The sequence below is a fragment of the Mesorhizobium sp. M0500 genome, assembly GCF_040321165.1.
Classification (GTDB): Bacteria; Pseudomonadota; Alphaproteobacteria; order Rhizobiales; family Rhizobiaceae; genus Mesorhizobium.
Window position 1 is genome coordinate 553,987 of record NZ_JAMYRB010000001.1, and the last position, 21,860, is coordinate 575,846.

18 protein-coding genes are annotated in these 21,860 nt (G+C 63.6%); 12 read left to right on the top strand and 6 right to left on the bottom strand.

Annotation, left to right across the window (positions count from 1 at the left end; genetic code table 11):
• Window positions 1–7: 7 nt before the first annotated feature.
• The 12 genes from NKI70_RS02720 to NKI70_RS02775 all read left to right on the top strand — a co-directional run bounded on the left by NKI70_RS02720 (window position 8) and on the right by NKI70_RS02775 (window position 14,160).
• Window positions 8–874, top strand: coding sequence for an aromatic ring-hydroxylating dioxygenase subunit alpha (locus NKI70_RS02720; RefSeq protein WP_352724121.1), 867 nt, complete (start codon window positions 8–10; stop codon window positions 872–874).
• A complete protein-coding gene (locus NKI70_RS02725; protein WP_352724123.1) occupies window positions 871–4,017 on the top strand; it encodes a molybdopterin cofactor-binding domain-containing protein in 3,147 nt (1,048 codons plus the stop codon). The genes NKI70_RS02720 and NKI70_RS02725 overlap by 4 nt, the downstream gene beginning before the upstream one ends.
• Window positions 4,014–4,502 (top strand): (2Fe-2S)-binding protein, encoded by a 489-nt coding sequence (locus NKI70_RS02730; protein ID WP_352724125.1) that lies wholly within the window; start codon window positions 4,014–4,016, stop codon window positions 4,500–4,502. The genes NKI70_RS02725 and NKI70_RS02730 overlap by 4 nt, the downstream gene beginning before the upstream one ends.
• Window positions 4,499–6,004 carry an aldehyde dehydrogenase family protein gene (locus NKI70_RS02735; protein WP_352724127.1) on the top strand — a complete coding sequence of 502 codons (1,506 nt, stop codon included), beginning with the start codon at window positions 4,499–4,501 and terminating at the stop codon, window positions 6,002–6,004. Before NKI70_RS02730 ends, NKI70_RS02735 begins: the two co-directional genes overlap by 4 nt.
• A 218-nt stretch (window positions 6,005–6,222) precedes the next feature.
• Complete coding sequence (gene dgoD / locus NKI70_RS02740) at window positions 6,223–7,395, top strand: galactonate dehydratase (protein WP_352724129.1); 1,173 nt, start codon at window positions 6,223–6,225, stop codon at window positions 7,393–7,395.
• 5 nt (window positions 7,396–7,400) lie between these two features.
• The gene (locus tag NKI70_RS02745; protein ID WP_352692140.1) at window positions 7,401–8,177 is read left to right on the top strand and encodes an SDR family oxidoreductase; all 777 of its coding nucleotides are present in this window, start codon (window positions 7,401–7,403) and stop codon (window positions 8,175–8,177) included.
• 32 nt (window positions 8,178–8,209) lie between these two features.
• Window positions 8,210–9,193 (top strand): substrate-binding domain-containing protein, encoded by a 984-nt coding sequence (locus NKI70_RS02750; protein ID WP_352724131.1) that lies wholly within the window; start codon window positions 8,210–8,212, stop codon window positions 9,191–9,193.
• 97 nt (window positions 9,194–9,290) lie between these two features.
• Window positions 9,291–10,811 (top strand): sugar ABC transporter ATP-binding protein, encoded by a 1,521-nt coding sequence (locus NKI70_RS02755; protein ID WP_023674246.1) that lies wholly within the window; start codon window positions 9,291–9,293, stop codon window positions 10,809–10,811.
• A 53-nt stretch (window positions 10,812–10,864) separates the two neighbouring features.
• Complete coding sequence (locus tag NKI70_RS02760) at window positions 10,865–11,809, top strand: ABC transporter permease (RefSeq protein WP_352592539.1); 945 nt, start codon at window positions 10,865–10,867, stop codon at window positions 11,807–11,809.
• A gap of 2 nt (window positions 11,810–11,811) precedes the next feature.
• A complete protein-coding gene (locus NKI70_RS02765) occupies window positions 11,812–12,612 on the top strand; it encodes a FadR/GntR family transcriptional regulator (RefSeq protein WP_352724133.1) in 801 nt (266 codons plus the stop codon).
• A 5-nt stretch (window positions 12,613–12,617) separates the two neighbouring features.
• A complete protein-coding gene (locus tag NKI70_RS02770) occupies window positions 12,618–13,493 on the top strand; it encodes an aldose 1-epimerase (RefSeq protein WP_352724135.1) in 876 nt (291 codons plus the stop codon).
• A gap of 202 nt (window positions 13,494–13,695) precedes the next feature.
• On the top strand, window positions 13,696–14,160 hold the full coding sequence (locus NKI70_RS02775) for a cupin domain-containing protein (protein ID WP_352692138.1): 465 nt from the start codon (window positions 13,696–13,698) through the stop codon (window positions 14,158–14,160).
• A gap of 65 nt (window positions 14,161–14,225) precedes the next feature.
• Here the strand turns inward: NKI70_RS02775 and NKI70_RS02780 are convergent, their stop codons facing one another.
• The 6 genes from NKI70_RS02780 to NKI70_RS02805 form a co-directional block, all read right to left on the bottom strand.
• Window positions 14,226–14,729, bottom strand: a complete 504-nt coding sequence (locus tag NKI70_RS02780; RefSeq protein ID WP_352571193.1) for a sarcosine oxidase subunit gamma family protein — start codon at window positions 14,727–14,729, stop codon at window positions 14,226–14,228.
• Complete coding sequence (locus tag NKI70_RS02785) at window positions 14,722–17,676, bottom strand: sarcosine oxidase subunit alpha family protein (protein WP_352724137.1); 2,955 nt, start codon at window positions 17,674–17,676, stop codon at window positions 14,722–14,724. The genes NKI70_RS02780 and NKI70_RS02785 overlap by 8 nt, the downstream gene beginning before the upstream one ends.
• Window positions 17,673–17,954, bottom strand: coding sequence for a sarcosine oxidase subunit delta (locus NKI70_RS02790; RefSeq protein WP_023674253.1), 282 nt, complete (start codon window positions 17,952–17,954; stop codon window positions 17,673–17,675). The genes NKI70_RS02785 and NKI70_RS02790 overlap by 4 nt, the downstream gene beginning before the upstream one ends.
• Before the next feature lie 13 nt (window positions 17,955–17,967).
• Window positions 17,968–19,224 (bottom strand): sarcosine oxidase subunit beta family protein, encoded by a 1,257-nt coding sequence (locus tag NKI70_RS02795; RefSeq protein WP_352724139.1) that lies wholly within the window; start codon window positions 19,222–19,224, stop codon window positions 17,968–17,970.
• A gap of 10 nt (window positions 19,225–19,234) precedes the next feature.
• Entirely contained in the window at window positions 19,235–20,383 is a 1,149-nt protein-coding gene (locus NKI70_RS02800; RefSeq protein ID WP_352571200.1) for a M24 family metallopeptidase, read from the bottom strand.
• A 74-nt stretch (window positions 20,384–20,457) separates the two neighbouring features.
• Window positions 20,458–21,648, bottom strand: coding sequence for a M24 family metallopeptidase (locus tag NKI70_RS02805; protein WP_023674256.1), 1,191 nt, complete (start codon window positions 21,646–21,648; stop codon window positions 20,458–20,460).
• Window positions 21,649–21,860 lie beyond the last annotated feature (212 nt).

Below are 21,860 nucleotides of genomic sequence, written 5' to 3' on the forward strand. Positions count from 1 at the left end.
CCCGGTCATGAAGACGACGGACAAGGCGGCACTGGACGACTGGTACGCGGTGGAGACGGCGGCCGATCCAGGCGGCGCGCCAAGCCGCACGCGGCTGCTTGGACAGGACATCGAACTGGTCCGTGACGCCGCGGGCGCAATCACCGTCCGGGAGGTCCTGGACGACGGCGGCCGCGGTCCCGCGCTGCCCGTCCGGCAGCGCTATGGCTGCGTCTGGACGACGCTGGGCGAGCCCGGGAAGGGGATCTTCGAGATCGCCGAGGCGCTGGAAGCCGACCGGCGCTACGTGCCCTGCGGCTGGGTGACGATGCGGGCTTCGGGTTTGCGTGTCGTGGAGAACTTCCTCGACATGGCGCACTTCCCCTTCGTGCATACCGACATTCTCGGCTCGGAGCCGCACACGGAGGTGCCGGCCTATCTGAGCGAGATACGTCGCGATGTGGATGAGGTCTGGGCGACCAACTGCACGTTCTTCCAGCCGCGCATCGCCGCCACGGAAAGCTCGGGCGCGTTTGTGCATCTGACCTATCGCGTGCCGAGTCCATTCGTGGTGATGCTCTATCGCGTGTGCCCCGTGGCGCCGGACCGGCTCGACGCGATCGCGCTGTTCATCCAGCCCATCGAGGAAGACCTCTGCCGCGCCCAGCCGGTCATGTATCTGGTCGATTCCGCTTCGACGCAGACGGCGTTGCTCAACTTCGAACAGGTCATCTTTCTGCAGGACCGGATCATCGTGGAGAACCAGCGACCGCTGCGCCTTCCGCTCGAGCCACGGATGGAAATCCCGACCCGCGCCGACAGTTCCTCCATCGCCTACCGCCGCTGGCTGAAGGAAAAAGGCATCCGTTTCGGCACGACCGCGGGAGCCACATGACCGAGCCGCGTCTCCAGGTGCTTCGCCCGGCCTCCGTTGCCGAGGCGCTGTCATGGGCAGGCGAGGGCGCGTCGCAACTGGTCGCCGGGGGCACGGCGCTGCAGCTCGGCTGGGCGAAGGGCCTGCCAAAGCCGCGGCGCCTCATCGACATCGGCCGTATCGCCGGCCTGAAAGGCATTCAACTGGCCGACGACGGGTTTCGCATCGGCGCACTGACGACCCTGGGTGCCATGGAGCGTGACCGGGCGATAGGCGAGAATTTGCCTTTGCTCGCAGCCGCCGTCCGCGCCACCGCGGGACCTGCCGTCCGCAATCTCGCAACGCTGGGCGGCAACGTCGCCGGGCTCATGGGTTGCCTTCTACCGGCCCTGCTCGCGTCCGATGCGAAGCTGGAGATCGCCTCACCGGCCGGACACGCCGTCGTGCCGCTCGCGCAATGGCTGGCCGACACGCCGTCAGCGGACCTCATCGAGGCGGTGATTGTTCGACCGCAACCTACCGCTCGCTGGACCCATCGCAAAGTTGGCCTGCGCGCCGCATTCACCCCAAGCGTGGCCGGTGTCGCCGGGCTGGTCGAGACAGCGCATGATCGCATCACTGTCGCGCGGCTCGCGGCCAGCGGCGGCGGGCAAGCGGCCCGCCTTGGCCGCGCTGAAGCACTGCTTGTCGGCCGCCGCCTGCAGGAGATCGATTGGGCCGAGCTGCACGCCGCAATTCTCGAAGAGGCGCCGGCGATCGATGATGCATGGCGGTCCGACCGCTATCGGCGCAGTGTCGTGGCGAATGCGCTGGTCTTCGGGCTCGGCGGAAAGTTGTCCCAAGGAGCACATTCGCCGCGCCGGCGGACCGTGCCGTCCGGAAACCCACCTGCCGAAATTCTCGTGTCCCGATCGGAGATCGGCGCACGCTGGCACCAGCGGCCGGACGTTGCGCCGAAAATCGCCGGCCGGCTTGAATACCTGACCGACCATCGCGAGCCCGGTATGCTGGTCGGGCGCATTCGGCGCGCCGGCATTCCCCATGCAAGGATCGTTTCCATCGATACGAGCGCGGCCGAGGCGCTGCCCGGCGTCGCGGCGGTTGTCACGCACCGCGACATTGCCGGCAGCAATGCCTTCGGCATTGTCGTGCAGGATCAGCCTGCACTGTGCTTCGATAAGGTCCGCTATTTCGGCGACGCTGTTGCTGCCGTTGCCGCTGTTGACATGAAGACGGCCGAACGCGCGCTTGCTCTCGTCAGCGTCGAATACGAGCCGCTGCCAATTGTGAGCGATCCCCTACAGGCGCTCGCTGCTGGAGCGGAGCTGGTCCACGCCTCCGGCAATCTGCAGTGCAGCTTCGAGTTCACGCGCGGCGATGCCGCCGCGGCTTTTGCCAAGGCGGCTCATATCGTCGAGGCTGTCTACGAAACGCCACGCCAGATGCACGGCTTTATGGAGACGGAGGGCGGCTACGCTTTCGTCGGCGCGGACGGCACACTGAACGTCTTTGCCGGTGGGCAGCATGGCCGCCGTGACCGCATGCAGCTCTCGCGCATCCTCGGTATGCCGCAAGAGCGAATACGGGTGGTCACCAGCCCGACTGGTGGCGCTTTCGGCGGCAAGGACGAGCTGACCGTGCAGCCGGCTCTGGCCCTGCTGGCGCTGAAGACTGGACGGGCCGTGCGGCTGCATCTCGACCGGGCGGAATCCGTCATCGCGGGCACCAAGCGCAACGCTATGCGCATCCACATGCGTACCGCCTGCGACCCCGAAGGTCGGCTGCTCGCGCAGCAGGTGGATGTGGTCGCGGATGCGGGCGCCTATGCGTCGCTCGGCCCGGGCGTGCTTGAGACGGCGCTCGAACACGCCTGCGGGCCATATGTCGTTCCCAACGTCCTTAGCTCGGGCAGGCTTGCCTACACCAACAACGGTGTCGGCGGCGCGTTTCGCGGCTTCGGCGCCAATCAGATGGCCTTCGCGGTAGAGTGCCAGCTGGACCGGCTGGCCGAAGCCGCCGGCATCGACATTGTCGAGATACGGCGCCGCAATCTGCGTCAGCCTGGCGCGCGCGGTCACCTCGGTCAGCAGGTCGCGCCGTCCGAACGTCTGGCCGAGATGCTGCGAGCCGCCGCGGCCGACCCGATCTGGGCCAAGCCGCGCGGCCCGTCGTTCGACGGCTGTGAGACGATCGGCGTCGGCATGGCGATGAACTATCAAGGCAATGGCCTAGGCACGCTGCCGCCGGACCCGGCCGGGGGTGCGTTGCGCCTGGCTCCGGATGGCATGATCGAAGCTCTCTACGGCCTGGACGAGATGGGACAGGGCCTGCTCACCTCGGTGAAGGCCGCCGTAGCCGGAGCGCTCGGCTGCGGTCGCGACGATGTCCGGCCGGTCACCGGCGATACGGCGGCGACGCCCGAATCCGGTTCCTCTACCGCCTCGCGCGGCACTCACGTGGTCTGGCGGGTCGCGGCAGTCGCCGCACCAGCTTTTGCGCGCGACCTGCTGGCCGCAGCGGGCCAACTGCTTTGCCGTGAAGCCGGGACGCTGGCGCTGGGGCCCGGCGGCATCGTCGAGCGACATTCCAACAGCGGCTCACTGCTCATGAGTTTCACCGAGCTTGCCAAGGCGTTGCCTCCGGACGGGCTGCCAGCTGCTGCCGTCAGCTTCGAGTTTCCGAAATCGGACTACCTGAAAGGCAATGCACGCCTGATCTTCGCTTTCGGCGCGGCACTGGCGCGCGTTGCCGTCAGCCGCATCACCGGACAGGTACGTGTGCTCGACCTCCATCAGCACACCGCGGCCGGACCGATGCTCGATCCCGCCGCCTATCTCGGCCAGATCGAAGGCGGCGGCGTCCAGGGGCTGGGCTTCACCCTCACTGAGGATGCGGCGATGCGGGATGGCCGGTATCTTGCCGGCAACCTCGATTTCTACATGCTGCCAGGCATTGCCGACACGCCGGAAAGCCTCGCGACCTTCGCGTTGGAGGATCTGGACGAGGACGACCCGTTCGGTCCGCGCGGAGTTGGTGAGCTTGGCATTGGCGCCGTGACGCCAGCCATCGTCAACGCGATTGCGGACGCCACAGGGGCTTGGCCCGAGCGCATCCCGGTCGATCCTGAATGGGTACTCGATGCCCTGCAGAGGAGTGCAGCGTGAGTGCCGAGATCGCGATTACCTTTAACCTCAACGGCTGCCGCCAGGCGCTGGCCGTGCCCGCCGAGTTGCGCCTGATCGACCTGCTGCGCGATCATTTCGGCATGACTGCCGCCAAGATGGCTTGCGGCATCGGCCGCTGCGGCGCTTGTTCCGTGCTGATGGACGATCGCGCGGTCAATGGCTGTCTGCTTATGTCGTGGCAACTCGACCGGGCCACCATCATCACGCCGGAGGGTTTCGACGACCTTCCCGAAGCTATTGTCCTGCGCCAGGCTCTGGCGGCCGAAAACGCCTTCCAGTGCGGCTACTGCGCACCTGGCATCACTGTTGCGCTGACCGCGCTGCTGCTGGAGAATCCGGCTCCCGACGAGTCTCAGATCCGCGCAGCGCTCGAAGGCAATATCTGCCGCTGTACCGGCTATCATTCCATCATCCGCGGTGCTCTCGCCGCGGTCGAGGCGCTCGCTTGCGGGATACGGACATGACGGTCATCATTCGAAACGGCGAAGCCAGGCACGCAGGCGTCAAGGCGTTCCTGGCCAAACCTAGGATGCAGCACCTGATCGGCGGCTGCTGGTGCGACGCCAGCGATGGCGGAACCTTGCCTGCGACCGATCCTGCGAGTGGCGACATGCTCGCGCTGCTGGCGCAAGGCACAGCCGATGACGCCGGCCGCGCCGTTGCTGCGGCGCGTGCTGCTTTCGAGGGCGAGAGCTGGCGCGACATGACGCCGTCGGCACGCGGCAAGCTGCTATGGCGCATCGCCGACCTGATCGAGCGCCATGCCGATGAGCTTGCAGAACTCGAGACGCTTGACCAGGGAAAGTCGCTGAAGACCTCGCGCTTCGCCGAGATTCCCGCCTCGGCCGAGCAGTTCCGCTATTTCGCCGGCTTTGCCACGAAAATTCTCGGCACGACCATTCCCACCTCCATCAGCTACCAACCGGCGGGCAGCAAGATTTTCGCCTATACGATGCGCGAGCCGATCGGTGTCGTGGCAGCCATAACACCATGGAATTCGCCGCTGCTCATGGCCTCGATGAAGCTCGCCCCGGCGCTTGCGGCCGGCTGTGCGATCGTGCTCAAGCCAGCCGAGGAAACGTCGCTCACCGCGCTCAGGCTCGGCGAACTGATGATCGAAGCCGGCTTGCCGGACGGCGTCGTCAACATCGTGACCGGTCTCGGTGAAACCGTGGGCGCAGCATTGGCTGCAGATCCCGATGTCGACAAGGTCGCCTTCACCGGCTCGACGGAAGTCGGAAAGATGATCGTCTCCGCAGCGCGCGGCAATCTGAAGAAGCTGACGCTCGAGCTGGGCGGCAAGTCGCCGGCCATCATCATGCCCGATGCGGACATGGGGCTCGCAATCCCCGGAGTGGCGCGCGGGATCTTCGCCAATGCCGGCCAGGTCTGCGTCGCCGGCTCGCGTGTCTATGCGCATCGCTCGATCTACGACCATCTGGTGGAGGGCCTGGCAGGGGAGGCGCGAAAGCTGCGTCTTGGACACGGGCTTGACCCGGATACCGACCTTGGTCCGCTGGTCAACGGAACCCAGGCTGCGTGCGTCGCCTTCTACGTCGGCGATGGCGCTTCCAGCGGCGCCGAGATCATCGCCGGCGGCCGGCGCTTCGATAACTTCTTCGAGCCGACCGTGGTTACCGGCGTGCGCCCGGACATGCGCATGATGCGCGAGGAAATCTTCGGCCCGGTCGTTGCCGTGACACCGTTCGACGATGTCGCGGAGGCGATAAACCTTGCGAACGACTCGCCCTACGGCCTCGCCGCAAGCGTCTGGACCCGCGACCTTTCCGCTGCGCACCGCCTTGCTGCACATGTCCGATCGGGCACCGTCTGGATCAACTGCCATTCCTACTTCTCGCCGGAATTGCCCAAAGGCGGCCACAAGCAATCCGGCTGGGGCTATGAGAACGGCGCACCGGGGCTAGAGAACTATCTCGAGACGAAAACGGTCTGCGCGGTGATTTAGTCGCGCGTTTGTCTCGATGTTGGCGGATCGGCGGCTGAGAACCCTTCCTTTGGTTGGCAAGGATTGGTCGAAAAATGCCCGGGATCGGCGCGACGCTCCAAGGGGCCAGTTCCGCTGACGGCGCTGGTCCACATTGACGTTGCGCTTGACTTGTCCACATTTCCTATAATAAATCATACATATTGCCATGAAAAAAGACGGCAGGTCTGGGAGGACCAATGAAAATCACGGCCATCAAGGCGCGCGTCTGCAATGCGGAAATGCGCAACTGGGTCTTCGTTCGCGTCGAAACCGACGAGCCAGGCCTGTTTGGCTGGGGTGAGGCAACGCTGGAATGGAAGACCAGAGCCGTCGTTGGGGCGCTTCAGGACCTTGAGGCCCTGCTCATCGGGCAAGATCCGCGCAACGTGGAGCAGTGCTACCAGATACTTACGCGCCACGGATTTTGGCGTCTCGGCGTCGAGGGAATGTCCGCCGTCAGCGGCATCGAGGTCGCGCTCTGGGACATCCTGGGCAAGTCATTGGGCGTCCCCGTCTGGCGCCTTTTGGGCGGTCAGGTCCGCGACTATCTGCGCACCTATACGCATCTCGGCCTCGGGGACATGAAAGCGGTCTATGAGACCGGATCCGCGGATGCCATCGTGGAACGCGGACGCATCGTGACGCAAGCAGGCTACGATGCGGTCAAGGTCGTCTGCATTCCCTACACCCACTACGTATCGCCCGCCAAGGCAGTCGACTCCGTTGCCAATATGGTTGGCTCACTTCGCGAGGCGGTAGGCCCGGATATCGACATCATGGTCGATTTCCACGGACGCCCTGCATCGGTTAACGCAGCGATGGATTACCTCAAGGCAATCGAGCCGGCCCGCATCATGTTCGCGGAAGAGCCCGTTCCACCCGAAGATGTTGCCGGACTGGCGCATATTGCGGCGCGATCGGCCGTGCCGATCGCGTCCGGCGAACGGCTGATCGGGCGCCGCGAATTTACGCACTCGATCGCAGCCCGCGCCTTCAACATTGCCCAGCCTGATATTTGTCACACTGGCGGTCTGCTCGAGACAAAGAAGATCGCGGCCATGGCGGAAACCGCAGGTATCGGCCTTGCGCCGCACAACCCGCTTGGTCCGATCGCCGGTGTGGCTGCTCTTCATTTCGGCATATCGACGCCAAACGTCGTCATTCAGGAGGAGATGTCCGGTGCCGTCGCCTGGTACGACGACGTCGTCACCTGGCCAATTCAGCGTAAACCAGGCCGCTGGGACCTGCCCGAACTGCCGGGCCTTGGCGTCACCGTCAATGAGGACGTCATCGCGCGTCACCCCTTTAAGCAGGAAGTGCTGCATGCCCGCAATGCCGTCATGCCGGACGGCACCGTGGTTGACTGGTGAATGCAATGGCAGGCCGGCTGCAAGGAAAGATCGCAATCGTCACGGGCGCCGGCCAAGGCATAGGTGCCGCCACCGCCCGGGCTTTTGCGATGCATGGGGCAAAGACCGTCATTGCCGAACTGAATGCGGCAAGCGGCAAAGCGATCGCCGACGAACTGCGTGCCGGAGGCGCCGAGGTATTGTTCGTCGAGACGGACGTCACCGACGCATCCGCAGTCGCGGACATGATCGCGCGGACGATCACGGCCTATGGCGGCGTCGACATTCTGGTCAACAATGCCGGTGCCAACGTCTTCTACGAACCATTGATGATGCCGGATGAGGAATGGGAGCGCTGCCTCAAGCTCGACCTCCAGGCCGCGTGGTTCTGCGCCAAGGCGGTTTTGCCGACGATGCTGGCGAAGGGCTCGGGGTCCATCGTCAACATAGCGAGCTGTCACGCCTTCCAGATCATTCCCCATACGTTTCCGTATCCGGTCGCCAAGCATGCACTTTTGGGCCTGACCCGTTCGCTGGCGATCGAATATGCCGCACGCGGTATCCGGGTGAACGCGATCGCCCCCGGCTATATCGAGACGCCAATCGCGGAAGCCTACTGGAACACATTCCCGAACCCCGCCGAGGAGAAGCGGCGAGCCTACGACCTCCATCCGCCCAAGCGAATTGGCCGGCCGGACGAGGTTGCAATGACGGCGGTTTTCCTCGCTTCGGACGAAGCGCCGTTCATAAATGCCGAGACGATCACCATCGATGGTGGGCGCTCGGTTCTCTACCACGACTAGCAACCACCATAGAGCTCTCAGGGAGGATATTCATGAAAACCACAACAAAGGCTTTGGCGACATTTGCGGTATTGGCTGCCGGACTGATGAGTGGCACAGCAAGCGCAGACGACATCAAGATCGGCTACATCAACAAGATGGGAGACCACCCATGGTTCGTCGCCGAAGTCGGCGGCGCCAAGAAAGCGGCTGAGGCGGCAGGGGCCGCGTTCGTGTCGCAGGACGTTCAGTTCGACGCCAATTTGACGATCACGACCTTCGATACGATGGTCGGCGATGGCGTGAAAGGCATCGCCATCGTTGTCCCCGACAAGGCGCTGGGACCGGTCATCGCGGAGAAAGCAAAGGCCGCAAAAATTCCCTTGGTGGCGGTGGACGACGATATCTACTACCAGGATGGCACCCAGGTCCCCTATGTCGGCATGAATGCTTACAATATCGGTGCGCGGGTGGGCGAAGAGCTTGCCAAGCTCTACAAGGCTGAAGGCTGGGCGGGCAAAGAGGTGCGCATCGCCTCGATCGAGGACCGCAAGGCCGATACCTGCATGCAGCGCAACAAGGGCGCGGAAGAAGCGTTCCTGAAGGCGGTGCCCGATTTCAAGCCGGGCAGCATCGTTCGCGTCCCCTACGACAATACGATGCTCAACGCCATCGATGTGATGACCACCACATTGACGGCCAATCCCAGCGTCACGAACTGGATATTCTATTCATGCAACGATGACGGCGTGCTGGGTGGTGCGCGAGCACTGGAGAATGCCGGCTATTCCGCAGACCAGGGCATGGGGATCGGCATCGACGGGAGCCGCGCCTGCGATGCCTTCGGATCCGGAAAGCCCTCGGCGTTCCGTGGTACGATGTGGCTCAATTCGGAAAATCATGGCGCGCTGGCGGTGAAGATTCTCTTGGCCTCCATCAAGGACGGAACGAAGCTTCCCGTTCAGTCCTTCACGGACCCGGAATACATCACCGCCGATAATTTTGCGTCGGACTACAAAGCCAAGCTCTGCCACTGAACCAGATATGCGTCATGCGCCGCAGTGCGCATGACGCTCTTTGGGCCGGCAGTTCGTCGGCGGGCACACGGGATCGATCCTCGGGAGTGAGCTTTTGATGCAATCGGATTTCTTCTCGCTCGACAGGATATCGAAGCGCTTCGGCGTCGTGCAGGCGCTCGACAATGTCTCGATTGCCTTTCGGCCAGGAGAGGTGCTTGCCCTGGTTGGCGAGAATGGCGCCGGCAAGTCGACAATGATGCGAATTCTCGAGGGCGTGTTCGCACCGGACACCGGCACCGTGCTGCATGGCTCCGCGCCGATCGTTTTCAGCGAACCGCGCGACAGCCACAGAGCCGGAATACGCGTCATCCATCAGGAGCCGGAGATCGTTCCGAACCTGACCGTGGCCGAGAACATTTTCGTCGGCGAACTGCCGCGGCTGGCAGGCGTCCTGCTCGACTGGCACAGGCTCGAGGACCAGACTGATAAGGTGCTTGCGACCTTCGGCATGCAGCAGGATATGCTGCCGCGTCAACTCTGCAGCACACTCGGTCCGGCACAGCGCCAGATGATCGAAATCATGCGCGCCATACGTGCCGGCGGCCGGCTGATCGCATTCGATGAGCCGACCTCGTCACTGACCGACGACGAAGCGCGCCGTCTGTTTTCAGTAATTCGCCGGCTGCGCGGCGAGGGCACTTCGATCGTCTACATCTCTCACAGGCTGAACGAGGTCATCGACCTTGCGGATCGCATTGTCGTCTTGCGGGACGGCCGGCTGGTCGATGATTCCCCCGCTGCCGGTGCCAGCGAGCAGACCATAGCCAAGCTCATGGTGGGCCGCGACATAGCCGATCTGTTTACGCGCGAGACGTGGCAATCGGGGCAACCGTTGCTGGAGGTGACGGGCCTGACCACCGACCACGTCACCGATGTGAGCCTCAAGGTCCGCCGTGGCGAGGTGCTCGGCATTGCCGGCCTTATGGGTGCGGGTCGATCCGAACTGGCAAAGGCGATTGTCGGCTATGATAGACGCGTCGACGGAACCATAACGATGAATGGTGTGCCCGTTGGCCCTAACAGCCCGCATGCAGCGATCGTGGCGGGCATCGGCTTTGCCCCGGAAGACCGTAAGCACGAGGCGCTGCTGTTGTTCCGAAGCATTCTTGATAACGCCTCGCTTTGCGTGCCCGACAGAACGTCGACCTTCGGCTTCTTCAACCGGCGCAAGGCACTGGAGATCGTCTCACCGCTTGCAGCAAAGATGTCGATCAAGGCGCCCAACCTCGACGAACAGGTTTCGAAACTGTCGGGTGGCAACCAACAGAAGGTCGTTCTCGCGCGCTGGCTTGCGCGGCAGCCGATGCTTCTCATCCTCGACGAGCCGACCCGCGGCATCGACATCGGCGCCAAGGCGGAAATCTATCGCCTGATCGACGAACTCGCCGCCAGCGGCATCGGCATAATCCTGATTTCCTCGGAAATGCCGGAACTGATCGGGCTGGCCGACAGGGTGCTTGTTATGGCTGGAGGCCGGATCACGGCCGAACTTTCCCGCCCTGACATCGACGAGGCCACGATCCTGAGACATGCCATGCCTCAATCTGCAGCATCGCTTGGAGGACAAATTCAGTGAACAGCCTTGAACTCAGGACAGCAACAACGCAAACCGGCAAAAGGCGCGCTTCCTTGCGCATCGCAGAGCGCATCGGCATTCACAACATAAGCCTTCTTGTTGCTCTCGCCATTCTCGTGCTCATTTTCGGCACCCTGAGAGGCGACGTGTTCTTCTCCAGCCGAAACCTGCTGAACATCGGTCTAGGCATTACCATCCTGGGCGTTCTGGCGATGAGCCAGACCGTGGTTATTGTCGCCGGAGGGCTCGATATTGCCGTCGGCGCAATTGTCGGTCTGACCACAGTATCGACGGCAATGGCCATCCAGGCCACCGGATCACCCGCCGCGGGTATTCTTGCCGGCCTGGTCCTGGGCGGTCTTGCCGGCCTCGTGAACGGCATCATCATCACCTATGGGCGGGTCAACGCTGTCATCGCGACTCTCGGTACGATGGCGATCTTCCGCGGCATCGCGTTCATCATGTCCGATGGACAATCGATCGCGATTTTCAGCGACACTTTCCGCTTCATCGGGATCGGACGAATCCTCGGCCTGCCTTTGCTGATCTGGATTCTCTTGCTGACCGCGATCGTGTTCCATCTCTTCCTTGCCCGCTCGATCGTTGGCCGCAACATCTATGCCTTGGGCGGCAATCCCGTTGTCGCACGCTTCTCCGGCATCAACATCAACCGCTACCGCGTCGGCATCTACATCATGAGTGGAGTGGCGGCCGGATTGGCCGGGATTCTGTTGGCTGCCCGTACCGGCTCCGGGCAGCCCGTATCCGGATCCCAAGGCCTGGAACTCGAGGCCATCACAGCGGCCGTTCTTGGTGGCTGCGCCTTGCAGGGCGGCAAGGGCACGATCGTCGGCGCACTGCTGGGCGTCGCCATCATTGGCGTCCTCAACAACGGAATGATACTGACGTCCGTGCCAACCTTCTATCAGTTGCTTGCCAAGGGCTCGCTGCTGATACTTGCTGTGGTAATTGCCGAGTACCACTTGAACAGGACATGACGATGGACGCGGCGATCGCTTCGACTGGCCAAGGCAAGCAGGACATTCCTGCCGCAGATGGCACCACGTCATCGCTCAAGGATCGCATCGCACGCGATCTCGGACAGCGCATCCTCGCCGGCTCCTACGCCCAGCACTCCGTCCTGCCGACGGAAGCCGAACTTTGCGTTATCTACGGGGCAAGCCGCACCGCGCTTCGCGATGCTCTTCTGACGCTTTCGGCGAAAGGATTGATCGAGGCACGCAAGCGGGCCGGGACGCGTGTGCGCGTGTCGAGCGAATGGAACAGGCTGGATGCACAGGTTCTGGAATGGATGCGCGATATCGAGCCCGATCTCGATTTCGTCCGCGGATTGATCGAGGCGCGGCTGGTCATTGAACCCGCTGCCGCCCAACTTGCGGCCAAGATGGCGACGTCAGGCGATCTCGCAGTCATCGAAGCGGCCTATGAAGCCATGCGCATTGCTCCGCCGGACAATCTCGCTGCGTGTCTCGATGCCGACGTCAGGTTTCATACCGCCATCCTTCGTGCCAGTCGCAACCCGGTGTTCGCCAATCTCGGCAATATGCTTGCGGCCGCCCTCAGCTTCTCCTTCCGCTTGACCACATCGGCCACCGCTAATTACCAGCAGACGCTGAGCGCGCATGGCGACGTGCTGGAGGCAATCAGGATGCGGAGGGCCGACGATGCACACGATCAGATGAAGGCGCTCATCGGGATCGCGTCGAACGACCTTCTTGCAGTGGCTCGCAAAGGCCGCCATCAACAGCCGATCGCCGCTGCCAAGGCCGATACCGTCTGAAGCGGATGGTCGGGACGATCAAGATCAGAAGCGGAGACCTGTCCGCTGAAATCGTCCCATCGCTTGGGGCAGGTCTTGCGAGACTGGACCATGGACGCGTGCCGCTCTTCAGGCCTTGGCCAAACGGCGGGAGCAGCAAACCGTTCGACCTTGCCTGCAACCTGCTTTTGCCATGGTCAAATCGCATCTCGGGCGGCGGGTTCACATTCGACTCCAAATTCCACGAACTGCCTGCCAATGTTGCAGGCGAGCCATTTCCCATTCATGGCAATGGATTTTCGAGCGAGTGGGACGTCGACAGCGTAACGCAGGACAACGCAAAGCTGTCGCTCATCAGCAACGGGCCCGGCCCATACCGATATCGCGCCGAGGTGAGCTACGCGCTGGCCGGACAGGGGCTCGAGCTGAAACTTCGCGTCGTCAATCGGGCCTCGATGAGATTGCCGTTCGGGCTTGGCATCCATCCATGGTTCCCGAGAACGGCACGAACCGCGCTTCATGCGCCGGCCTCGCAGGTTTGTCTCGAACTGCCCAACCACCTCCCTGAACGGTTTGTGGATGTCAAAACCCATCCCGATTGGAATTTCGGCGCCCCAGTCGTATTGCCGAGTGGATGGATAAACAATCTGTTTGCCGGTTGGAACGGCGTCGCTACCATATCGTGGCCGGAGCACAGTTGCAGCCTGCGGATTGAAGCTTCATCGCCCTTGAATTTCTACCTTGTCTATTCGCCATCGGACGAGAGCGACTTCTTCTGTTTTGAACCGGTCAGTCATGCTGTCGATGCTCACAATCGTGGTTCGATCGACAAATGGAATGGACTGTCGGTGCTTGGGCCCGGCGAGAGCCTGGCAGCCCGTTGGAGCTTTGCCGTCAGTTAGGCGGACCTCTGCGGCGCCCTCGAATTGGCGGATGTCGGCCAGCATGTCCGGTGAGAACGAAGCCGGCTTTTCGTCCAACGGAGCTTGGGAAGAGGGAACTCGGGCGACCGGGAACCCGTGAGCCAGTTCGACGTTTGCCGGATGTCGCTGCGCAGGTCGTCTGCTTGACGGCCCACCAAATGTGTCTGGCAGGATTGGATCAATGACGGATGTTGAACCAAAAGAATTCGTGCTCGCAGGCATCGTCATGAAGCGACTGGTCTCCGGCGAACAGACGGGAGGCTTGTTGAGTCTCTTCGAAAACAGAAGCGACGGGCACACGAAAACGCCAATCCATGTTCATGCGAATGACGACGAGACGGTCTACGTCATCGAAGGGCAGTTGACCGCGGTTGTGGCCGGCGAGGTCCGAACGCTCTCGCCCGGCGAGAGCATGTTTTTGAAGCGCGGGATCCCGCACCAGCTCATGAATCCCGGCAACCAGCCCGTTCGCTACATCCTGATAGACACGCCAAGTGTGTTCGAGCAGTTTCTCGCCGAAGGTGGCCATGAACGCAGCAAGGGAGAGGTGGTCGGGCCGCCGACGCCTGCCGATATCGAGCGGCTCAAAGTAGCCGCGCCGAAGTTTGGGATTACGCTTCTGCAGGACTGGCCGGCAAGAGAGTAGATGGCTTCGTGATGGCGGCTTGGATCGCCGCTAAAGCCGGCCCTTGCCCGAGGAACCGGTATTGGCTAGCCGCCGGCAATCCAATCCGAGAGGCTGCGGGCAAAACTTCGCGGCACGATGAGTTCGCACGCGGTCTCGCCGGTGCGCAGGAAGAGCACGGGCACGTGATGGAAGGATGTTTGCACGGCGCGGCCCGGAGCGGCGGCCGGCGCGTGCCAGTCGACGGCAATGCAGCCGGACAGAAGCCTTGCGATACCAGGGCCGGCCATTTTCAAACGAACACGACCTTCCCCGAGGGGCACGGAACAGCCGAGATCGGGGTCGACGACAAGGGCTGGCGCTTCTGTGCCTTCGTCGAGAGCCAGCCAAAGGCGGCGAGGTGCAACGCGGATGGTTAAAAGGCCCTTGTGGCGAACCGTCTCTCCGACCGAAGCGGGAAGTTTCGTGTTGAGCGACGCCGAGACGCTCTTTTCGAATTGTCTCAGTGTCGCGTCCCAGCCCTCGATCTGGATAAGCGGACAATCGGCCACGGACAGGCTGAAATCCCGAGAAGAGGTCAAGCTAGCCATGCAGCCGTTCTCCCTGCGGATCGATGAATACCGGCGAGACAACGCGGGCGCGAACCGTTTCGGCCTTCATCGGATAGATCGCCACGAGCTCGCTTCCTTCTGCCGCGACGTCGCCGGCAAGCAGGGCCAGCCCGACATAATGGCCGCGTTCGGGGCTGAAGGTGACGGAGGTGACGCGACCGCGCCCATGGCCATGGGGTTTCTCATCCGGCAGGAACAGGATGGCGCCGCCGCGCAGGCGTTTTCCCTCTTCGATGCATTCCAGCCCGACCAGACGCTGCCGGTTGGGCGCCCGGAGGGCAGGGCGCCGTCGCAGGACGTCGCCGACGAAGCCGCTGCGCTTGCCGGCCATGCGGCCGAGGCCGAGATCGTCGAGCGTCGTGCGCCCATCGATCTCCGGTCCGGCGACATGGCCCTTTTCGACGCGCATCGCGCCAAGCGCCTCGACACCGTAAGGCTTCAGGTCGAAGGGTCTGCCGGCTTCGAGCAAGCGGCTCCAGAGCTGTTCACCGGCAGTGGCGCCGACATAGACTTCGTAAGCGCGCTCGCCGGAATAACTGAGACGCAGGATGCGGAGCGCACGGCCCTCCCATTCGCTTTCGAGTAGTCCCATATGCGAAAGCGCCTCCTCGGAAACGTCGAGAGCGGGAAACGCTGCATTCAGGATCGCGCGGCTGTTAGGCCCAGCAACCGACATCGCCGCCCATTCATCGCTGACCGAGGTAACGGCCACGCGCAAATCCGGCCAGGCCGTGTCGAGCAGGAATTCGAGACGCGACAGCACATCGGCGGCCTTGGCGGTCGAGGTGGTCATGAAGAACCGGTTTTCCGCCAGCCGCGTCGTGGTGCCGTCGTCGAAGACGATACCGTCGTCGCGCAGCATGACGCCGTAGCGGGCGCGGCCTATCGCCAGTTTGGCAAAGCCGTTGGCATAGACGCGGTCGAGGAAGATTGCCGCATCCGGGCCCTGGACATCGATCTTGCCGAGCGTGGAGATGTCCATCAGGCCCGCCGCCTGACGTACGGTCCGCATTTCGGCGACGTAGGCCTCGTTCACGTTACGCCCCGACTGCCGGTAGAAATAGGGCCGCATCCAGAGCCCGACCTCGAGCATCTTGGCGCCGTTCGCCATGTGCCAATCGTGCATCGGCGTGCGGCGGATCGGCTTGAAATGATGGCCGATTGCGCGCCCGGCAAGCGCGCCGATCGCCACGGGCGTATAGGGCGGCCGAAAGGTCGTGGCGCCGGTCTCGGGGATTGTTGCCTTGCGCAGGGCGGCCATCGCGGCAAGTGCGGCAAAATTGCTGGTCTTGCCCTGGTCGGTGCCCATGCCGAGCGTGGTGTAGCGCTTCAGGTGCTCGACCGATTCATAGCCCTCACGATGGGCGAGCTCGATATCCCCGGTCGTCACGTCCATCTGGAAATCGACGAAGGCCTTTCCACGTCCAACGGAAGGGATCTCGCGAAGTGAACTCGTGGCGGTCTCGTCCAGATCGAGTTTCGACGGAGCGGGCACCGGCGCCGACTTGCCGCAGGAGGCTGCGGCCTCGCTACCGGCGCGATGACCGTCGTCGATGGCATCGGCCGTCGCATAGGTTCCCATCATCGCGCCGGCGCCGAACCGGCCGGCCGGAAACGAACCCGGCACGAAGCCGTCGATGTCGTCGCGGTAGGTGGGCTTGCTCCCCAGGTGCGAGGTGAGATGCACAGTTGGCGACCAGCCGCCGGACACGCAGACCAGGTCACAGGCGGCCGAGGACTGGCCCTCCGGCCCGTTGAGCGTTACTTGCCTGACGGCATGGCCGCCGTGCAGGTCGACGATGCGCGTTGCGGCCCGCACCACCACGCCGAGCCGTGCGGCTTCCGCGGCAAGTGCTGCGGGCGGGACGGCGCGCAGATCCGCAACCGTCACCTCCGCGCCGGCTGCGGCATAGTCGAAGGCGGTGCGCCAGGCACCGTCATTGGTGGTGGCGACAATGATTTTCTTGCCCGGCAGGACGGCGAAACGGTTGAGATAGGTCCGGGCGGCCGAGGCAAGCATCACGCCGGGCCGGTCATTATTCGAGAACACGATCGGCCGCTCGATGGCGCCGGTGGCGAAAACAATCGAGCGGGCGCGCAGCATAGTGACCGTTTGGCGGGCCTCGCCATTCGGCTTCGGATCGGTTGGATCGCGCTGTTTGACCAGTCCAAGGACATTGCCGTCATAGCTGCCGAAAGCGGTCGTCCGCTTCATCAGCGCGACGGTTTCGAAGCCCTCCAACTCGGCCTCGGCCTGCCTCAACCATCCAGCCGCTGCGCTGTCGGACGGTTCCGCCAGAAGCTGGCCGCCAAGCAGGAAATCCTGCTCGATCAGCGCAACCCGCGCCCCGACCGCGGCCGCTGCCCGCGCCGCTGACAATCCCGCCGGGCCGCCGCCGACAATGGCGACATCGGCGAAGGCATGACGAACCTCATAGCGGTCGGGATCCGAGCCGGTGCCGGCTCTACCCAGGCCGGCCGCCTTGCGGATGAAATGTTCGTAGAACATCCAGGCGCGGCGCGTCGGGCCCATGAAGGTCTTGTAGTAGAAGCCGGCGGACAGAAACGGTGCCAACAGCCCGTTGACGCTTTGCACGTCGAAGGCAAGCGATGGCCAGCGGTTCTGACTCTCCACGACCATGCCGTGGGCGAGTTCCAGTGTCGCCGCCGGCAGGTTCGGCTCGCGCCTGCCGGCGCTCCCGAGCGTAACCAGCGCATTCGGCTCTTCGGGCCCGGCGGAAAAAATGCCGCGCGGGCGATGATATTTGAAGCTGCGCCCGACCAGGGTAACGCCGTTGGCGAGCAGCGCCGAGGCAAGCGTGTCGCCGCGATACCCAATCAGCTTGCGGCCGTCGAAGGTGAAATTGACCGGCACCTCGCGACGGATACGGCCACCCACTGGCAGGCGTTTGCGGTTCGAACTCATGCCCGTTGTTTCCTGACAGTCGATTTCCTGGCGAAGTCGACGGATGCGATCGCGTGGTTGCGTGTGTCGCGTTCGACCACCATCCATTGGCGGCAGCCGGTCACGTGCTGCCAGAATTCGCGGTGCTGGCCGGCCGGGTTTGTCCTGATATAGACGTAACGATACCAGGCCTCTGGATCGGGATCGTCATGGGCCGGACGCGTGACCGAGGCATCGCCGCCGTAGCGGAACTCGTCATGATCGCGCGGGCCGCAGCAGGGGCATTCGATGCGCAGCATTTTGTCCCGCCTCCTATTGCAGCCAGGCGGAAGGGCCGACACCGGCCTCATCGAGCGTGTGGCCGGTGCGGAAACGATCGAGCCCGTAGGCCGCGATCAAGGGATGCGGCTTGCCGGTGGCGATCGTGTGGGCGAAGCACCAGCCGGAAGCCGGCGTCGCCTTGAAGCCCCCATAGCACCAGCCGCCATTGAGATAGAGGCCGTCGATCGGCGTCGGGCAGATGATCGGGCTGGCATCGGGAGTCATGTCCATGACGCCGCCCCAGTGGCGCAGCAGGCGGACGCGCGAAATGCACGGCATCAATGCAATCGCCGCCTCCGCCACCTCGCGAACGACGCCGAGATTGCCGCGCTGGGCGTATGAATTGTAGCCGTCGAGATTGCCGCCGAAGACCAACCCGCCCTTGTCGGACTGGCTGACGTAGAAATGGTCGGCGCCGTAAGCGACGACGTGATCTACCAGCGGCTTCAGCGGTTCGGTGACAAAGGCTTGCAGGACGTGGCTTTCGATCGGCAGTTCAAGGCCGGCCTTGGCACCGAGCACGGATGTATGACCGGCAACAGCGAGGCCGACCTTGCCGGCGCCGATCCGGCCTTTCGTCGTTTCGACGCCGACGATACTGTCGCGGTCGCGGAGGAAGCCGGTCACTTCGCAGTTCTGGATGATGTCGACGCCATGGCCGTCGGCGGCGCGCGCATAGCCCCAGGCGACGGCGTCGTGGCGCGCCGTGCCCGCCCGGCCCTGGAAGATAGCGCCATGGATCGGAAAGCGGGCGGTGTCGGAAAAATCGAGATAGGGCACGAGACGGCGCACCTCGTCGCGGTCGAGGATATCGGCATCAATGCCATTCAGCCGCATGACATTGGCGCGGTGGCTGAAGCCGTCGAGCTGATCGGCCGAATGCGCCGTGACGAGCTGGCCGCGCTGCGAGAACATGACATTGAAGTTCAGCGCCCGCGACATGCCCTCCCAGAGCTTCATCGAGAATTCGTAGAACTGGGTGTTGCCGTCGAGCAGGTAGTTGGAGCGGATGACGGTGGTGTTGCGGCCGACATTGCCGCCGCCGACATAACCCTTTTCGAGCACGGCGACGTTACGGATGCCGTGGTTCTCGGCGAGGTAGAAGGCGGTGGCGAGGCCGTGTCCGCCGCCGCCAATAACGATCACGTCATAGGACGATTTTGGCTCCGCTGCCCGCCAGGCGCGCTGCCAATTCTTCTGGCCGGACAGCGCGTTGCGCAAGATCGAAAATGCCGAGTAGCGCGCCATGTGTGCAGGCCTATCGAACGATCGGGCCGGCCGGCGTGCGGGTAAGCACTTCGGCGCCCGCATCGGTCAACAGCACCGTGTTGGAAACGAAGTCATCGCCGCGACCGGTGCCCATCAGCCATGACAGGATGTGGAAGCTCATCCCGGTCTCGATCTCGAGGTCGGAATCGTGCCTCAAGCCGGTCACCGAATTGCCGCCGGTCCATGATGGCGGCTGGCCGGCGCCGACAAGATAACCGCAGTGATGGCGGCGATAGTGGGAAAGACCCGCCTCGTCAGCGACAGCCTGCCAGGCGGCGTAGACATCGCGCGCCTTGGCGCCCGGCCGCAACGCCTCGACGACAGCGTTGAACGCCTTGGCGGTCACTTCCGCCATTGCGGCGTCTTCGTCGCTGATGTGGCCGATGCGAACGAGCCGGCCGAGCGGGGCGTGGTAGCGTGAGATGCACCCGGACAATTCGACAAAGACCGGCTCGCCCTTGCGGTAGATCCCGTCGCCCCAGGTCGTGTGTTCTTCACCCAGGCGCGCGGCCGGGCGGATGAACGGTCCGAAGCCCGGCGCATGACCGCCGGCGCGGATCATTGCCGCAACACATTGGGCGGCGACCTCCTGTTCGGAAGCGCCATCCGAGATCGCGGCGATCGCGGCACCGGCACCGGCGTCCGTCACCTTTGCGGCCCGCCGCATCAGCACTTGTTCGTCGGCGCTCTTCACCCGCCGCATCTTGTCGATCAGACCGGAGACATCGCTCCACTTGGCATCGGCTTGCATCTGGAGTGCCACGGCAAGTCCATGGCTAAGGCCGGCCGTCCAGTATTCGAGACCGATCCGCTTGCCGGACAGGCCGAGCTCCGCAAGCACCCGCGCGGCAAGGTCGGCCGCCGTTTCGCTGTCGGAGTGACCACGGAATTCCGCTGCCTTTACCTGCTTCTCGATCGTCACCATTTCCATCGAGCGGGTGACCAGGACAGGTTTTCCCTGGAGCGGGACGATCAGCAGGTGAGGGGCAAAATACCCCCAGTGATCGAGCCCGGTGAGATAGAAGACGTTCTCCGGCGAGGCGAAGACCGCCCCGTCGAGCTCGCGCTCGGCTAGAGCAGTGCGGACCTTGGCAAGGCGGCCAGCGATTTCGGCTTCGGAAAACGGATTGCGGTCCATCGGGCGTCCTCGTGCTTGTTGCCGGCTTGCTGGCGGGCATGGTCTTTTCGGCAGCCGGTTTCCCGGCCGCCATGTCAGTCGATGACGACGAGTTCGCGCGCCACGTCGCAGAGGCGTTCGCCGCCGCGATCCGTGACGACGAAGGATTCCGAGATGGCGATGCCGAAATCGTCGAGCCAAACGCCGGCCATGAAATGGAAGCACATCCCGGGCTGCATCTCGGTGGTGTCGCCGGGACGAAGGCTTGCGGTGCGTTCACCCCAATCGGGCGGATAGGCGAGCCCGACCGGATAGCCGACGCGGCTTTCCTTCTTCAGCCCGTTCCTCTGCAGCACTGCCTGCCAGGCGGCTTCCACCTCCTCGGCGGTGTTGCCGGGGCGCGCCTTCTCGAGGCCAGCGTCGACGCCCTCGACGATCGCCTTGGCCATGTCGAGGATGGCTTGCGGCGGCTGGCCAAAATGCACCGTCCGGGTCAGGGCCGCATGATAGCGGCGCCGCACGCCGGCGATCTCCAGAATGGCGAGGCCGCTGTCCGGCAGCGGCGCGTCGGACCACGTCAGATGCGGCGTGCTGGTGCCCTCGCCAACGGGCATCAGCGGACAGATCGCGGCATAGTCGCCGCCCGCTCCGGGCACGCCCATGATCTGCGCGTGATAGATTTCGGCAATGACATGGTTCTGAGGCACACCGGGCCGCATTTTCTCGATGGCGCGGTTCATGGCATGCGTGCAGATCGCACCCGCCTCGCGGATCAGCACCATCTCGGCTTCGGATTTGACCAGCCGCGCCCAGTTGACGAGATCGTGGTTGTTGGCGAAGTGCGCGTCGGGCAGCCCTTGGACCAGATGGGCGTGGCAGCGCGCCGTATAATAATGCGCGTCCATCTCGACGCCGATGCGGGCCTTTCCCCAACCACGCGACCGGATCAGTTGGGCGAGTTCGTCATAAGGGTGTTCGACGGGCTGCTGCACCAGCCGTTCCGAGAACGGCACGATGTTTTTCTCCGGGAGGCCGGTGGTTAGGCGTGCGCTCTTGGCATCCTGCGCCCTGCCGAACCAGATCGGCCGGTCCTCCTCTAGATGGACGAGCACGCACTGCGGGACGTAGAACGACCATCCGTCATAGCCGGTCAGCCAGCACATGTTGGCGGGATCCTGACAAACGATGAGATCGAAGCCGGCTTTTTGCATACGTGTCTTCACGCCGGCGAGGCGTTGCCCATACTCCGCTTGCGTGAATGTCCCGAAGCCGTTCGCGGTCGCCACCGAAATCCTGCCTTCCAGGTACGCCGTTTGCCTTTTGTAAATGGCAACTAGGCCAAATTGTGCACAACTCGACGTCAATTTGCTGGCTAGCTGCGAATTATCGTCGAATTTTCATGGTTTCTATATCTCTGCTTGCGAAATGTCTAGGGCAGTTGTATACGTCTTATCAAGCAGGCGTCGACCTCGAAGAAGGCCGCGCCCTGGGAACCATC